General features: G+C 33.7%; 21 protein-coding genes and 1 tRNA gene. 8 read left to right on the top strand and 14 right to left on the bottom strand.

The features are described from left to right. Positions 1–103: 103 nt before the first annotated feature. Complete coding sequence (locus NKOR_RS06785) at positions 104–595, top strand: hypothetical protein (RefSeq protein WP_014963619.1); 492 nt, start codon at positions 104–106, stop codon at positions 593–595. On the opposite strand, the gene NKOR_RS06780 is transcribed toward NKOR_RS06785, so the two are convergent. From NKOR_RS06780 to NKOR_RS06775, 3 genes are read right to left on the bottom strand one after another with little or no spacing between them, the layout of a single operon-like run. After that, on the bottom strand, positions 585–818 hold the full coding sequence (locus tag NKOR_RS06780) for a hypothetical protein (RefSeq protein WP_014963618.1): 234 nt from the start codon (positions 816–818) through the stop codon (positions 585–587). The two genes, NKOR_RS06785 and NKOR_RS06780, sit on opposite strands and share 11 nt — an antisense overlap. Positions 819–850: 32 nt before the next feature. Then, positions 851–1,003, bottom strand: a complete 153-nt coding sequence (locus NKOR_RS10060; RefSeq protein ID WP_016939289.1) for a hypothetical protein — start codon at positions 1,001–1,003, stop codon at positions 851–853. A 21-nt stretch (positions 1,004–1,024) separates the two neighbouring features. Then, on the bottom strand, positions 1,025–2,059 hold the full coding sequence (locus NKOR_RS06775) for an alcohol dehydrogenase catalytic domain-containing protein (RefSeq protein WP_014963617.1): 1,035 nt from the start codon (positions 2,057–2,059) through the stop codon (positions 1,025–1,027). An 80-nt stretch (positions 2,060–2,139) separates the two neighbouring features. On the opposite strand from NKOR_RS06775, the gene NKOR_RS06770 reads away from it, so the two are divergent. Beyond that, positions 2,140–2,373: a hypothetical protein gene (locus NKOR_RS06770; protein WP_014963616.1), complete on the top strand. Its 234-nt coding sequence runs from the start codon at positions 2,140–2,142 to the stop codon at positions 2,371–2,373. 39 nt (positions 2,374–2,412) lie between these two features. After that, entirely contained in the window at positions 2,413–4,440 is a 2,028-nt protein-coding gene (locus tag NKOR_RS06765; protein WP_014963615.1) for a thioredoxin domain-containing protein, read from the top strand. Here NKOR_RS06765 and NKOR_RS06760 read toward each other — a convergent pair. Together NKOR_RS06760 and NKOR_RS06755 are read right to left on the bottom strand one after the other, a co-directional pair. Beyond that, positions 4,437–4,757, bottom strand: a complete 321-nt coding sequence (locus tag NKOR_RS06760; RefSeq protein ID WP_014963614.1) for a hypothetical protein — start codon at positions 4,755–4,757, stop codon at positions 4,437–4,439. The two genes, NKOR_RS06765 and NKOR_RS06760, sit on opposite strands and share 4 nt — an antisense overlap. 193 nt (positions 4,758–4,950) lie before the next feature. Next, complete coding sequence (locus NKOR_RS06755; RefSeq protein ID WP_014963613.1) at positions 4,951–5,286, bottom strand: hypothetical protein; 336 nt, start codon at positions 5,284–5,286, stop codon at positions 4,951–4,953. A 71-nt stretch (positions 5,287–5,357) separates the two neighbouring features. Here NKOR_RS06755 and NKOR_RS06750 point away from each other — a divergent pair, with 71 nt between their 5' ends. Further along, on the top strand, positions 5,358–5,816 hold the full coding sequence (locus tag NKOR_RS06750; RefSeq protein ID WP_014963612.1) for a hypothetical protein: 459 nt from the start codon (positions 5,358–5,360) through the stop codon (positions 5,814–5,816). On the opposite strand, the gene NKOR_RS06745 is transcribed toward NKOR_RS06750, so the two are convergent. From NKOR_RS06745 to NKOR_RS06730, 4 genes are all read right to left on the bottom strand, one after another. Continuing rightward, positions 5,779–6,543 (bottom strand): DUF3426 domain-containing protein, encoded by a 765-nt coding sequence (locus NKOR_RS06745; protein ID WP_016939287.1) that lies wholly within the window; start codon positions 6,541–6,543, stop codon positions 5,779–5,781. The genes NKOR_RS06750 and NKOR_RS06745 overlap by 38 nt on opposite strands. 46 nt (positions 6,544–6,589) lie before the next feature. Continuing rightward, the gene (locus NKOR_RS06740; RefSeq protein WP_014963611.1) at positions 6,590–7,279 is read right to left on the bottom strand and encodes a hypothetical protein; all 690 of its coding nucleotides are present in this window, start codon (positions 7,277–7,279) and stop codon (positions 6,590–6,592) included. After that, positions 7,276–7,566 (bottom strand): hypothetical protein, encoded by a 291-nt coding sequence (locus NKOR_RS06735; RefSeq protein WP_012215567.1) that lies wholly within the window; start codon positions 7,564–7,566, stop codon positions 7,276–7,278. Before NKOR_RS06735 ends, NKOR_RS06740 begins: the two co-directional genes overlap by 4 nt. Positions 7,567–7,650: 84 nt before the next feature. Next, positions 7,651–7,935, bottom strand: a complete 285-nt coding sequence (locus tag NKOR_RS06730) for a hypothetical protein (protein ID WP_014963610.1) — start codon at positions 7,933–7,935, stop codon at positions 7,651–7,653. An 82-nt stretch (positions 7,936–8,017) separates the two neighbouring features. Between NKOR_RS06730 and NKOR_RS06725 the strand changes: the two genes are divergently transcribed. Then, positions 8,018–8,503 carry a cupredoxin domain-containing protein gene (locus tag NKOR_RS06725; RefSeq protein WP_016939286.1) on the top strand — a complete coding sequence of 162 codons (486 nt, stop codon included), beginning with the start codon at positions 8,018–8,020 and terminating at the stop codon, positions 8,501–8,503. A 77-nt stretch (positions 8,504–8,580) separates the two neighbouring features. Here the strand turns inward: NKOR_RS06725 and NKOR_RS06720 are convergent, their stop codons facing one another. From NKOR_RS06720 to NKOR_RS06705, 4 genes are all read right to left on the bottom strand, one after another. Next, complete coding sequence (locus tag NKOR_RS06720) at positions 8,581–8,814, bottom strand: Lrp/AsnC ligand binding domain-containing protein (protein ID WP_014963608.1); 234 nt, start codon at positions 8,812–8,814, stop codon at positions 8,581–8,583. 48 nt (positions 8,815–8,862) lie between these two features. Further along, positions 8,863–10,179: a DEAD/DEAH box helicase gene (locus NKOR_RS06715; protein ID WP_014963607.1), complete on the bottom strand. Its 1,317-nt coding sequence runs from the start codon at positions 10,177–10,179 to the stop codon at positions 8,863–8,865. A 100-nt stretch (positions 10,180–10,279) separates the two neighbouring features. After that, a complete protein-coding gene (locus tag NKOR_RS06710; protein WP_014963606.1) occupies positions 10,280–11,074 on the bottom strand; it encodes a DsbA family protein in 795 nt (264 codons plus the stop codon). Between the two features lie 63 nt (positions 11,075–11,137). Beyond that, positions 11,138–11,212: transfer RNA gene (locus NKOR_RS06705), tRNA-Thr, on the bottom strand. Between the two features lie 117 nt (positions 11,213–11,329). On the opposite strand from NKOR_RS06705, the gene NKOR_RS06700 reads away from it, so the two are divergent. Continuing rightward, positions 11,330–11,560 carry a hypothetical protein gene (locus NKOR_RS06700; protein WP_014963605.1) on the top strand — a complete coding sequence of 77 codons (231 nt, stop codon included), beginning with the start codon at positions 11,330–11,332 and terminating at the stop codon, positions 11,558–11,560. 106 nt (positions 11,561–11,666) lie between these two features. Beyond that, positions 11,667–12,218 (top strand): pyruvoyl-dependent arginine decarboxylase, encoded by a 552-nt coding sequence (locus tag NKOR_RS06695; protein WP_014963604.1) that lies wholly within the window; start codon positions 11,667–11,669, stop codon positions 12,216–12,218. Here the strand turns inward: NKOR_RS06695 and NKOR_RS06690 are convergent, their stop codons facing one another. After that, positions 12,219–13,361 carry a hypothetical protein gene (locus tag NKOR_RS06690; protein ID WP_014963603.1) on the bottom strand — a complete coding sequence of 381 codons (1,143 nt, stop codon included), beginning with the start codon at positions 13,359–13,361 and terminating at the stop codon, positions 12,219–12,221. It lies immediately after the preceding gene. Positions 13,362–13,507: 146 nt separating this feature from the next. On the opposite strand from NKOR_RS06690, the gene NKOR_RS06685 reads away from it, so the two are divergent. Continuing rightward, on the top strand, positions 13,508–14,080 hold the full coding sequence (locus NKOR_RS06685) for a hypothetical protein (protein WP_014963602.1): 573 nt from the start codon (positions 13,508–13,510) through the stop codon (positions 14,078–14,080). The last annotated feature ends 26 nt before the right edge of the window (positions 14,081–14,106 follow it).

Here is a 14,106-nt window from a genome sequence, read left to right as displayed (position 1 = left end):
ACTCTTGAATTTAATCTTTTCAAGTTCATATTTTGCGATCAATTTTATCGTACTTGGTAATTTTTTGGAAAAGAAGAAAAGACGGTTTAATGAAATATCGTCATTGAGCATTCAAATTCTCCAGTATGAGTTTCTTGGCCCTATTCCTCTTGATGAATGGGGGCCTCCAATGGAAAAATTGGTGTTTCTAATTATGTCTAGAGATAAGGATAGATTCAACATTGTCTATGTTGGTGACTGTGAAAAGACTGATGACAAGTCATTTTTCATTCAACATTCAGGTTTCAAATGTTGGGTTGAAAAATCTGGCTCTGAAAAATCACTATATCTTGCAATATTGCCTTTATTTGAAGCAAGTAAAGAACATAGAGAAAGTATCTTAAATAAGATCAAAATGCGTTACAATCCTCCTTGCAATGTTGAAAAAGTTTCTAATGAAAGACCTGATTATGCTGTAAGGAAATCAGATAATTCTACTGAAAAATTTTCTTGTCCATGCTGCGGCTCTGAAATGAAACCAGAGCAATTCCTTGAAAAATCTACACTGTATAGATGTGGCAGTTGCGGTATTAGTGATACTAAACTTAACTCTTGACTTTGTTTTGAACGTCAAACAACTGAAGTGTAAGCAAGTCAATTGCTTTTTTCAAATGTCCAAATTCATTGATTGAATGCATCTGACCTTCTACTAAAGCCCTCATTATTTTAATTGAATTCTTTTGAAAATCATCTGAGGCAACAATTTCCATAGCGTTAATCTTTGACAATAAATTATCTAACTCCTTAATCATCTCATCAGATGGCTTGTGCTTTTCCATGAATATCTAAAGTATTTTTGATATATGAACTGTTACAACAACTCTTCATCAATTTCTTGTATTGGGTCCAAATATTGTTGGCATGTACATGTGGGAATCTGACATTTTCCCATTTTGATTAATGAATTGCTTTGCTCATTTGGAATGTGTGCTTCATCTGTATGATGGCATCGGTTACAATTCATATCATCAAATCCATTTCAATCTCAAGGAATTAAAACTGCCCTAGCTTCAATCTCTGAATCTTTTAATTTTTTAAGAACTTTATTTGCACTTTCTAATGGGAATGTTTCTGTAATTACTTCAATATTTTTTTCACTGCATATTTTGATTACTTCTTCCATATCTGCAGTCGAACCAATTAATGTCCCTCTAATGGTTTTCTCTTCAAATGCCATGAATTGTGGATTTTCTCCGACAGTTGCAAGTACTATGAGTCCTCCTTTCTTTACTGCTTTGATAGCTGTGTCTGTGACTATATCTGCAGGTGCAAAAACGATTGCAGCATCAAGCATTCCGTGTTTTTCCTTTAATTTTTTTAAAAACTCTTCTTGATTATCAGAAAATTTTATTGCATCAACTGCCCCTAATCTTTTTGCAACATCAAGGTGATTTTGTGACCTTGAAAATGCTATCACATCACAATCCTTTATTTTTGCAAATTGTACTGCCATGTGTCCTACTCCGCCGATTCCGAAAATCCCTATTTTTTTATGAGTTTGAGGTTCTGCTGCTTTTACTGCTTTGTATGCTGTAATTCCTGCACAAAATAACGGTGCAGCATATTCTGGTTTCATATTTTCAGGAACTTTTGTTGCAAAATCTTCCGTAACTGTAATGTATTCTGTATATCCTCCCTTGAAAGATTCTCCTGTAATTGTAGATGATTCACAAAGATACTCTTTTCCTTCTTTGCAATATTGGCATTTTTTGCATGCTTCTAGCAATGGAGTAATTCCTGCTCTATCTCCTACTTTGAATTTTGTGACATCTCTTCCTATCTCTATCACCTTTCCTACAACTTCATGTCCTGGAACTGTTGGCAATTGTGGTGGAATTCCAATATCTTGCCAATCTCCTTCTATGCCGTGAAGCTGCGAATGACAAACTCCACATGCTTCAATTTTAAGCAAAATCTCATTTGGCCTTTTAATCTCATGTCTGTCAATTTGGGTTAGCTTTAATGGATTTGTTTCAATTGCTCCACATCTCTCAAGTACCATTGCGCGCATCTTGTCCATAAACTCATAATTTTTTTAACGAATTTTAATATTTGTTCTAAATTCATTAGAAAAATAAAGGACACAAACCATCCAATACTGTGCCTGAAATCACTGATGAAGATAGAGAAAGAGTGGAACTACTGCGTCTCGTATCTAGCTCGAAAAACGAATTCAAGAAACTTACTCTTGAACAACTAAAACGATTACAAGAATTAGTTGAAAAAAAAGATTACAGTCATGATAAAAAAGCCCACAAGTCCAAAGTAAAACTGCTTGGAAAAATCAATGTCAGGATTTATGAATTAACTGAAGGAAGAGGAATTTGGGGATAAACCAATTAGATACAAATATCAAAAGAAATCTAAAAAACTGTGGCAGAAAATAATCTGATTCATGAAACTAGTCCGTATCTCCTTCAACATGCACACAATCCTGTTGATTGGTATGGGTGGAATTCTGAGGCCCTAAAAAAAGCCAAAGATGAAAACAAACCCATCTTTCTTAGTATTGGGTATAGTTCTTGTCATTGGTGTCATGTGATGGCCCATGAATCCTTTGAAAATGAAGAAGTCGCACAATTCATGAATGAAAATTTTGTAAACATCAAGGTAGATAGAGAAGAACGCCCTGATATTGATGATATTTATCAAAAAGTTTGCCAAATAGCAACTGGTCAAGGTGGCTGGCCTTTGAGTATTTTCCTAACTCCTGATCAAAAGCCGTTTTATGTTGGAACATATTTTCCTGTCTTGGATTCTTATGGACGCCCTGGGTTTGGAAGTATTTGCAGACAACTTGCACAAGCTTGGAAAGAAAAACCACACGATATTGAAAAATCTGCCAACAATTTTCTTGATGCACTAAATAAAACTGAAAAAATTTCCACTCCGTCCAAGTTAGAGAGAACAATACTTGATGAGGCAGCCATGAATCTATTCCAATTGGGAGATTCTACATATGGTGGATTTGGGTCTGCACCAAAATTTCCTAATGCTGCAAACGTTTCATTTCTATTTCGTTATGCAAAACTTTCAGGACTGTCAAAATTTACCGAATTTGGACTCAAAACTCTCAAAAAAATGGCCAATGGAGGAATATTTGATCAGATTGGGGGTGGTTTTCATAGATACTCTACAGATGCAAAGTGGCTTGTACCTCATTTTGAAAAAATGCTTTATGATAATGCTCTAATACCTGTCAATTATGCTGAAGCGTTTCAAATTACAAAAGATCCTTTCTATCTTGATATTTTGAAAAAAACTTTGGACTTTGTCTTACGTGAAATGACCTCTCCTGAAGGTGGGTTTTATTCTGCATATGACGCGGACTCAGAAGGAGTGGAAGGAAAATTCTATGTTTGGAAGAAAAGTGAAATCAAAGAAATTCTTGGTGATGACTCTGATATTTTCTGCCTTTACTATGATGTTACTGATGGTGGAAATTGGGAAGGAAACAACATTCTTTGCAATAATTTGAATATATCTACAGTTGCATTTAATTTCGGAATTACAGAAGAAAAGGTACGGGAAATCCTTCAATCTTGTTCTAAAAAATTACTTGATGTTCGCTCTAAACGAATTGCGCCTGGATTAGATGATAAAATCCTTGTTTCGTGGAATGCTTTGATGATTACAGCATTTGCAAAAGGATGTCGTGTTACAAATGATTCTAGATATCTTAATGCTGCAAAAACTTGTATTTCATTTATTGAAGATAACTTGTTTTCAGGTGACAAATTATTGAGAACATACAAAAACAAAACTGCAAAAATCGATGGCTATCTTGAAGACTATTCTTACTTTGTTAACTGTCTTTTGGATGTGTTTGAGATTGAACCTGACCCCAAATATCTAAAACTTGCCCTCAAACTAGGCCATCATCTTGTGGATCATTTTTGGGATTCAGAAAACAATAGTTTCTTTATGACTTCTGATAATCATGAAAAACTAATCATCAGACCAAAGAGCAACTATGACTTGTCTTTGCCCTCTGGCAACTCTGTATCTGCATTTGCCATGCTTCGATTGTTCCATCTATCTCAAGAGAAAAAATTCTTAGAAATAACTGAAAAAATTATGGAATCTCAGGCACAAATGGCTGCTGAAAATCCATTTGGGTTTGGATATTTGTTAAACACAATTTCTATTTATTTGGAAAAACCCATTGAAATTACAATTATTAACACTGAAAACTCTCCATTGTGCAAATCGATTCTTTTGGAGTATTTGCCAAATTCAATTGTTGTTACAATTCAAAACCCTGATCAGCTGTCTGCACTGTCTCAGTATCCTTTCTTTGCTGGAAAATCTTTTGAAGACAAAACTTCTGTATTTGTTTGCAAAAACTTTACTTGTTCTTTACCATTACATACAATCGATGAAGTAAATTCCCATCTTTAGATTTTTTTCAAGTTTACTTCTATAGTGTTTCCCACTTGTGGTCTTCCCATCCCATCATATCTTGATTTTGGCATTGCAATCGTGATTTGTGTCTGTTGATATGATTTGATATTAACAGTTGGCTGTGCTTGTAGTATTGCTTCTAACAATGGCATTACCTGTTCTTTTGTTTCTGAATCGAGTTTTTTTGAAACATTTTCGATGATCATTTGTTTTTGAGAAATTGGTTCAGTCGAAACATTTTCAATTAATGTTAACTGTACAACTTGACCGTTATCCACAATTTGGGTTATTCTGAATTCATTTGTTGCTGACAATGCTTTGTTAGATTTTCTTTATGATTTATCTTTAACGAATTGAAAAATACAGTGCTACTATTGCTGTAATTATTGCAGAAGCTGTTCCTGCCCAAAAAATTAACTTGCTTCCATCTACTTTCATATTTATACAATTGATAAACAGCATTAAATTGTATTGTTTTTCAAAATAACTATCTAAGTTTTAATTCTCTCAATTATCTTCAACGTCTTTTATTGCATCTGATTTCTCATTGTTGATTTCTGTTTTTTTAGGTTCAATTATTGCCTTTTTTATTAATGCTGCTCGTTTTTTTATTATTTCATTAAATTCTTTCATGTCTTCTAAACTTGGGGTTTGTTGTTGGTTTTGATATGCCTGTAAAAATCCTGAATATACGCATCCTGTGATGATTCCAAAAGTTGTATCTGGTATGGATTCTACTTCGGGAACAAAATTTTCTGCAATCTGAGTGTATGCTTCTGATTCGCTGATGTAGTAATCAACTAAACTGTCGATGAAATCTTTATTTTCTTTTGAGATTGCCATGCCTTTCTTTATTTTTTGTTTATTTAACTATCTTTGGTTAATCGTTTATTTATTCATGGATTGATTTTTAGATGTTGTGGAAGCTGGAACTTGATGAAGAATATTTTCGTATATATGATTCAAAAAAAATGATTGCTGGTTATTTTGATCCTGATTATGGTGATATATATCTAAAAGAAAATGCTGAACAAATTATCTCATCTATGTTAAAAAACCATGATAAGATTTCCAGAGGGATGATAATGGTACCTCTAGTAAAATTTGGACTATTTGATAGAGATTTAGATACTAATATTTCAAATGTACAAGAAAATGTATCTAGAGTAGAAACACACATACAAAAATGGAATTCTGTTTTATCTGAAATAAATTGTGAGTTTCATTCTGTTCGAATTTCACATACTGATCAAGATATGCTGACTATCACTTTTCCTATTTTATTTTCTCAACCCACTTCTCTTAAAAAAGAAGAATTAGTCAAAGAACTTTTTCCTACTTTAGATTTGTTGCAGAAAAGAGGTTTGTTATGATTCTGCCTGAGTACCTTGTAATTCCAATATATGCTGATAATGTTAGAATCAACAAAATGACTGTGCCTATGGGAAATTCTGGTACTGCTGCATACTCTTCTGATTCTGCAATCAAAGTATAATCGTTAATTTCCCTAGTCTGGATTTTGTCTGAAACTGATAATAAGAAGAATGCACTGTCTTCTGCTCTTAGATAATCTGGTTCGGGATTTGCTTTTGACACTGCTGCCACATTTCCTTGTTTATCATAAAGTGTCGCAATCACTGATATTGTGTTTGCTGTAATCTCTCCGTTGTTGACAACAGTTCCTGTAATCATTAGATTATTGTGATTATCTCTTGTTAGTTTTGAATCAGTAATGTCAATCACTTGGTTTTTTGGTGAGCTAGCCTGATAGTCTAACTCTAGAGAGTATGATCTTATGTCCTTTGCTTCATTATTTGTTAGAATTAGATCAAACGGTCCCTTCATTCCTGGCATGACTGTGTTTACTAATGATTTTGTCTCTTTTTTCTGAATTATTTTCTGATTTTCATCAAACAATGAAATTTGTACGCTAATTTGATTCAGTGGCACTTCCAGATTATTCACAATTTCTCCAACTATGTGAAACGAACCATCGTCTCCAATGTATTGCTGGTCATTTTGTATGTAGACATCAGCAAATATCATTGGTACCATACTTGCAAAAATAATACCTATGATGAAAATTTTCTCCACAATCATTCTTTGTATGGTTCTTTAAAGTAGTTTTTGTGATTTTAATTTTCAACTAGGGAAGATGGTCTATTTTCCATTTTTTAGCCTCATTTGTGCAGTTAAACCACTCTACTTCTATTTCATCTGAATCAAATTCTCCTAACTCGTTTTTGAACTCTTCATCACATTTACTTGCCATATTTTCTGCAACTTGAATGACTTTTTGTGTTAATCCACTTTGTGGGGCTTCAAATTTTGCATCTTCATCATAATTTTTGATCCCTGTTTTTGCTGAATAAAATTCAACTAATCCTTGTAATTCATATTCTACTGATTCTTGGAATTGTGTGTCTGAACGAACCTTAGCTGACTCATCCCCTGTCTTTATCCATTTGATATATTCTGAATCACTTAACAACTGTGTCTCTGATGAAATTTTTAGTAATTCTACTGAACTTTCAAATATTTCTGGCGGTGAAAGATCATCATATTTTGAAATTGTCTCATTGAATTCTTTCAAGTGATTGTCGTAAAACTCTAACAACTCTTCTTTTGTTATATCTCCCTCTTTCCATCTTGTTTTCTCAGAATAAAACTTTGTTTGTAAATCTTTCACATCTTGTTGAATCTGTTCTAATTCTATTCCAAACTGTAATCCTTTCTGCTTGTTTTGTTCTACTGAATAATTGTATCCTACTATTGCTCCAATAATACTAATTGCAATTGCGACAATTATGATATTTTGAATTTTCTTTTTTTTCAAAGATAATCTATATAATTTCCATTTTCGTCTAATTTTAATTCAATTGTAAACTCTGTTCCGCTGATAAAAGAGTCGTTACGTGTTGATCTCACCCTTCCTATTACAAGTTCATAAGGCCATATTTCAACCACAATTGAGCCTATTTTTGCAGTAGGTGTTTCTGTAATTTCCATGTCTTCACGTTTTACGCCATGTCTTTCTAACATGTGAATGGCATGATCTAAAAGTGGTTTGGGATTGTTGTAATTTAGTACCCATACTGGTGCTTCATAATCAATTTTCTGCAATTTTAAAGAATCCTAAATTATCTCATATAACAATTATTCCATCAAAACCAAACCTGTTTAAAAATTAAAAATTTATCAAAAATACTAGAGTTTGTCACTAAATCTAGATCTGAATCTGTCAACTCTGTTTTGAGTGTTATATTCATCAGGGTATGATTCTTTATGAGATCTTTCTCTCATTTCTTCTTCATGTTCTTTTCTTGCATGATGAAGTCTATCTTTTTCATGAATGAACTCTTTACCACATTTTTGGCATTTTACAATAGTTTTATGGTGTTCATGTCTAACATGAGTCACTAAATCTTCATGATTAGAAAACTTTGCATCGCATTGGGTACAATCATTCTTTTTACTAAATGGATTTTTCATATTCCTGATTGCAGTAATGTTGTATAAGTATTGGTTACCAATGTTAATTATTGTATATATCTCTGAAAATTATCCCTACTTATTGAATAAAAAAATAACAAAATCATCTAAATTATCTCGTACAAATGTAATTTCAATCACTGTACTTACTGGAATTATTATTTTGGTTGGAATTGCAATCCTTCACTCTTTCAGTCCAGTTAATTCTGATAGTCTTGTGTTTGCTCCACCATCTAACATATTTCTTAAGGCAGTAAAGTCTGCCCAAGGTAGCTATCACTACATGCATACTAAGGGCGGCAAATCACTCCCTACTTCTGCAGGTAATTCTCCTCATATCTCTGCCTCAAAAGGGAATCTTGTTGAAATTCATTTAATCAATGAAGAAAAGAATCAACCTGGAAATCCTTCTAAGCATAATCTAAACATTGATGAATTTAATGTACATACCAAAGATCTTGGTTATTTTCAAAGTGAATCAATTACTTTTTTGGCAGATAAATCTGGCACATTTGATTACTATTGTTCAATTCACCCAGAAATGAGGGGGCAAATCACTGTTTCTTGATTTACAAAAAATCTAACTTTCGTAATTGAATTTGATCGTTTTTACAATGACTTTATTGACAATCTAACTTAGATCAATTATTCGGGACGAATTACATTCAATGTCATTGTACTTACAACTCTGGATAATTTTCTGATCACGGCAATTGCTTTTTCAAACTCTTCTTGATTCTCTGTTTCGATTTCTGCAATAACGTCATATGCGCCAAAAGTAAGATACGCGTTTTTTACATCTTGCATCTGATTTAATTCATCTGCAATGTATTCTTCAGCCCCGAGATCACAATTTAATAAAATGAATCCTTTATGCATTACTTTACCTTGATTTAGTTACGTATTTCAGGTCTTTAAGTTTTACAGTTACCATCTACTGCGACCACCGTAACTATTTCGGTTGTCTCTATCATTGTATCTTTTTCTTCCGCCTCTCTCGTCTCTAGAGTCTCGTCTACCTCCTGATCTACCATATCCTCCAGAACGACCTCCTCTGGAATAGTTTGATCTTGATTGACCCCCATACCTTCTTGATGGCATTTGTCTTTTTAGAGGATCTGGAATAGCAATTTCAATTCCCATTTCTTTGTTCAAATCTGTGATTGGAACTTTGATTTGACGTTTGATTAGATTCCAATCTCCGACAGAAGAATATGAAACAAATGTCACTGCTTTTCCTTTTGCACCTGCCCTTGCAGTTCTTCCAATTCTGTGAAAGTATGCCATTTCTTGGTTTGGAACATCATAATTAATCACTAATTCAACTCTTGGAACATCTATTCCTCTTGATGCAACATCGGTTGCTACGAGAATGTCTGCTTTACCGCTACGGAATTTTCCCATGGATTGCTCTCTTCTGTGCTGGGACATGTCTCCTTCTATTGCTACGGCATCAAATTTTTCTTGGTGTAAGAATTTGGCCACATCTCTTGTTCTGTATTTGGTTGAACAAAATACAATGGATTGCCCCTTTACTGGTTTGATAAAGTCAATTAGATACTTGAATTTGTCTCTGTCTTTGATAACTAAATATGATTGGTCAATACCCTCTCCGCTAAGATCATCTGCATCCAACAAAAATTGCTTTGGGTTTTTCAAATATTCTTCAGATAATCTGAGAATCTCTGTTGGCATTGTTGCTGAAAACAATGACATAACTCTGTCTTCAGGTGCAAGATCTAAAATAAATTGAATATCATCAATAAATCCCATATCTAACATTGTATCTGCCTCATCAAGAACTATGTGGGATATGTCTCTGAGTTCTATTGAACCTCTTTTGAGATGATCAATTAACCTTCCTGGTGTTGCTACGACAATCTCTACTCCTCTTTCAAGGGCATCAAATTGGACTCCCATTCCTTGTCCGCCATAAACTGTAGCTACTCTAATTCCTGTATATTTTCCAAATTTTTTAATCTCATCTGTAATTTGCATTGCAAGTTCTCTTGTGGGTGCCATAATCAACCCTTGAATGCCATTTTTTGGTTGAATTTTTTGCAACATTGATAATGAAAAAGCTGCAGTCTTACCAGAACCTGTATGTGCTTGTCCTACAACATCTCTTCCTGTAAGTAATACTGGAATCACTGCTTCTTGAATTGGAAATGCTTCCTCAAATCCAAGATCGTTAATCCCTTTTAGTATATCTTCTTTTAATCCTAATTCTTGAAATTTTGTCATTTTATTTTCTTCTCTTAAGCAATGACGAAAAGCTCATTGCTTAGACGTCATTATTCCGATGCATAAAGTCGCAATTTAGGTCTAATAAACGCTTGTTATTTTAAAGGGCTAACTGTGCGTCAATGACTTTTTTAAAACTTTCAAAAGGTTGTGCGCCCTTTAATTCTACATAGCCTATCTCATCATTTCCTATGAAAAATCCTGGTGTTCCTGTAACTTGATAACTTCGTCCATCATCAAGATCATTTCTTATTTCTTCAACATACTTTCCACTCGTAAGACACGAATCAAATGTTTCTTGCTCTAGTTGTATTTGAGTTGCATATTGACTAAACATGGACAATGCATCAACTGTTTCTTGATTACTCCATTGAACTTGATTATCAAATAATATGTCATGCATCTCTTTGAATTTTCCTTGTTCATTTGCACACTCTGCTGCAACTGAAGCTGGAAGTGCATTTGGATGAATACTCTGTATTGGGAAGTCTCTGAAAACCAATTTTACTTTGCCCTCTTCTATGTATTGATCAAGAAGTAATGGTAGTGTTTGTGTATAGAATCTTGCACAAAATGGACATTGAAAGTCTGAAAATTCTATTATTGTAATTGGCGCATCTGGATTTCCAATAATTGGATCATCGTCTGCTGAAATTTTTACTGGAGGTGATGGCTGATTTGTAGGAATCTGGTTTTGCAATATTTTGAGTTCTAGTTTGGCAATTGCATTATCCAGATCCTCTTGTGAAATCTGATTTGAATTCATGTTTGATACGTACATTCCTGCAAAAAACGATGCAACTCCTACTGCAATAACTAATCCGATGACAAGGCTGTTTGGTTTTGATTTATTTTGAGCAAATTCCTTTTGCTTAACCTCGTCTTCAAAACTCATGTGACATTGATCCAAAATTCAGTATACTTAACCGTATTGCCAAATTGTTAATTGAAATTTTAAAGCCAATGATGGGATCTGAACCCATGACCTTTCGCTTACAAGGCGAATGCTCTAGCCAGGCTGAGCTACATTGGCACGAAGTAAAATGAAATTTTTGAAGGTTTAAAGTGTTACCTGTGTTCCTCTTGGAGTGATCTCTGAAGAATTTTCTTAACCGTCAGTTTATAATAATGCCGTTTTTTGATACCTGTTATGAGATACATTGAACCGACCAGAGTAAAAGTTCTGATGATGATGTTCTTTGCAACTGGTGTTCTTGGTATTGTAATCGGTTTGTCTCCTGTGGCCCCTCCATCAACAAAAATGATTATCACTTTTATGGGCGTGGTTAATGTGGGATTGGGGGCATTCTTTACGTTTATTCTTTTGACTCAAGCAGAAAAAGCTCCTGATAAAAGAAAAAAGAAAAAGAAACGTGATTGATCTTTTAAAAATTAATTTTTCCAAATCTCTACAATACTGATTTCAAAAATTCGGCTGATACATATTGATTAAAGTTAAATAATAATGCATTTTCTAAAATTCAGAAATGCTGGATTTAGTTGCCAAGAAACTATTTCTTACCAAAGGAAAAGGTATACATGAAGACAGGTTAACTAGTTTTGAATACGCATTAAGAGATGCAGGTATTGCAGGGACCAACCTTGTTTTGATTTCTAGTATTTTTCCTCCAAAGGCAAAACTAATTTCCAGAAAAGAAGGATTGAAACAAATCAAACCAGGGCAAATTTTGTTTACAATTTATTCCAAGAATCAAACAAATGAACCTCATAGAATGTGTGCTGCATCTGTGGGACTTGCACAGCCAAAAGATACTTCACGATATGGATATCTTTCTGAATACGAGTCTTTTGGACAAAATGAAACTCAGGCAGGTGATTACGCTGAGGATATTGCAGCCCAAATGTTGGCCTCTTCATTAGGAATTCCATTTGATGTTGATAAAAACTGGGACGAAAAAAGACAACAGTGGAAAATATCTGGTGAAATTTACAATACTCGTAACATTACTCAGTCAACACGTGGCGACAAAGATGGTAAATGGACTACTGTATTTGCAGCTGCTGTCCTTTTGCTGTGATTATTTTCTGTATCCTTTAAGATAGAATAAAGCTGCAGCAATTGCAACTATTGAAATAATTATGATAACTGCAAGTGATTCGTCTGGTGATTTTGATGTTGTCTGTGTGTCCCCTAATGAAAATTTCAATTTGTCTTTGTTAATTGATGTCTCTTCTCCAAAAATATATTTTCCTTGAATCCTTTGTCCTTCTTGAGGATCAAAAACCCATCCTTCTTTTGATACGTCTGTTGGAATTTTCTCATCATTTATTATTTGGGTTGGAACAATGTTGCCTTTGATATTTGAAATAATTTCATTTTCAGGTGATAATATTACTACTTGGATGATTGAATTAAGTGGATAAAATCCTGTAGAAAAATAATTTGATCTGTTAATTCTGTCTGTCTTTAACAAATCTAAAGGACTCACTTCTGAAATTGTTGAAGCCATGTTAGGATAATCCACTGACAACTTGAGCTGTAAAAGTGATTTTGATTCTAAAGGTATTATTGAAAATGTCATTTTTGCATTTTCTTCAAAAGATAATTCTTTGGCAACTTCATAAAATCCTCCCCCATCTCTGATTATTTTTGGAATCAGAATTGCTGATACTTTTTCATACATGGAGTTTGTGTCTTCTGGAGGCATTGTGTACACTACCGAAACCATTCCTCTGCCTGAAATGATTCCTGATGTTTCAAGTGCTTTGTTAGTCTGATCATCGCTATGCACAAAAACCGAATGAAGTTCTGCTTTAGTGTCAACTATGCGGTTGACATCCTCGATGTATAGTTGTGCAACTTCTTTAGCGGCATCTTGAATTTCAATAATTCCTTTCGCTGATGGGTCTCTTTGCACATTAATCATTATACATGATTCATCAAATACCCCTAAGACACATTGCTCTTGATTTGTAATGATTACTGCCTGAACTCGTTCATCTTCTCTAAGTTTTTGTTCTAATTCTGCCGGAATTCTAATTTCTTGTATGCTGGTACTTTGTAGAGTTATTGATGCAGTAACGTTTTGTGATATGCTCCTGTCTATGAATACCTGTGCAGTTTCCTGAAAAGTTGCCAATCCCATCTCTTGTGAGTATGAAAGATTTACTGAAAACCCAATAACTGCAATTAACAGTAAAACCCAAAGTATTTTCTGCATTGGTTGTCCCTCTTGCGGTGAAATTATTAACTTTACTCTTATGCATATATTTTCTAAATGATTTTTTGATTAATTTTTTTTATTTTAATACGAAAACTTGTTATCTACTAACTAATATCCTATCTTGTATGACATCATAACTAGTATTGGCCCTTATTCCATTTCTTGTTGATATATTCCAAGATCCAATTTTTTCCATTCTTACAGTAATTGTTACATTTGGGATTGGATTATTTCAAGGACTGATTTTGGGACGTGCAATCCTTGTTAGGTTTCCTAGATTACAAAATCATTTAAAAACCGTGTCAATTTCTTTGTTTATTTTATTTTTGGCAAATGCAATCCTGAGTGTACCTCGTTTTGCATCTCCTGAAAAAATTGAACTTTCTAGTCTAACTCCTGGAAGCCTAGGCGAGATTGCTTCAACTTTATTTCTTATATTTGGGATGAATACTGGATTTCTAACAGTATTGGCAATTTCTGTAACTGTAATGACTTTTGTTATTTTAAAATTTACAAATATGCACGGGGTTGTAAAATTATTTGTATTCTTTTTCAGTTCACTTTTGTTGGTGTTGACAGGAGTTAGTAGATTTACAGATCTTACTCCAAGTACATTTGAAGTTTTATTGTATTTTCTATATCAACTTGGATTTACAATAGGTATTCTGGGTGGTACTATCAGGAAGATAAAACCTAAAAAACTGGACCTAAAATGATTTCAAACGTTTAAATCAGATAATTT

The sequence above is a fragment of the Candidatus Nitrosopumilus koreensis AR1 genome, assembly GCF_000299365.1.
In the GTDB taxonomy this organism is placed as follows: domain Archaea; phylum Thermoproteota; class Nitrososphaeria; order Nitrososphaerales; family Nitrosopumilaceae; genus Nitrosopumilus; species Nitrosopumilus koreensis.
Note: the sequence above shows the minus strand (reverse complement) of the source record. Positions and strands in the feature narration are given on the sequence as shown.

Excerpts from the sequence above, each read along its gene's own strand:
- NKOR_RS06780 (WP_014963618.1), bottom strand. The coding sequence starts at position 818 with ATGGAAAAGCACAAGCCATCTGATGAGATGATTAAGGAGTTAGATAAT.
- NKOR_RS10060 (WP_016939289.1), bottom strand. The coding sequence starts at position 1,003 with ATGAATTGTAACCGATGCCATCATACAGATGAAGCACACATTCCAAAT.
- NKOR_RS06775 (WP_014963617.1), bottom strand. The coding sequence starts at position 2,059 with ATGGACAAGATGCGCGCAATGGTACTTGAGAGATGTGGAGCAATTGAA.
- NKOR_RS06755 (WP_014963613.1), bottom strand. The coding sequence starts at position 5,286 with ATGGCAATCTCAAAAGAAAATAAAGATTTCATCGACAGTTTAGTTGAT.
- NKOR_RS06750 (WP_014963612.1), top strand. The coding sequence starts at position 5,358 with ATGTTGTGGAAGCTGGAACTTGATGAAGAATATTTTCGTATATATGAT.
- NKOR_RS06745 (WP_016939287.1), bottom strand. The coding sequence starts at position 6,543 with ATGATTGTGGAGAAAATTTTCATCATAGGTATTATTTTTGCAAGTATG.
- NKOR_RS06730 (WP_014963610.1), bottom strand. The coding sequence starts at position 7,935 with ATGAAAAATCCATTTAGTAAAAAGAATGATTGTACCCAATGCGATGCA.
- NKOR_RS06720 (WP_014963608.1), bottom strand. The coding sequence starts at position 8,814 with ATGCATAAAGGATTCATTTTATTAAATTGTGATCTCGGGGCTGAAGAA.
- NKOR_RS06715 (WP_014963607.1), bottom strand. The coding sequence starts at position 10,179 with ATGACAAAATTTCAAGAATTAGGATTAAAAGAAGATATACTAAAAGGG.
- NKOR_RS06710 (WP_014963606.1), bottom strand. The coding sequence starts at position 11,074 with ATGAGTTTTGAAGACGAGGTTAAGCAAAAGGAATTTGCTCAAAATAAA.
- NKOR_RS06700 (WP_014963605.1), top strand. The coding sequence starts at position 11,330 with ATGAGATACATTGAACCGACCAGAGTAAAAGTTCTGATGATGATGTTC.
- NKOR_RS06695 (WP_014963604.1), top strand. The coding sequence starts at position 11,667 with ATGCTGGATTTAGTTGCCAAGAAACTATTTCTTACCAAAGGAAAAGGT.
- NKOR_RS06690 (WP_014963603.1), bottom strand. The coding sequence starts at position 13,361 with ATGCAGAAAATACTTTGGGTTTTACTGTTAATTGCAGTTATTGGGTTT.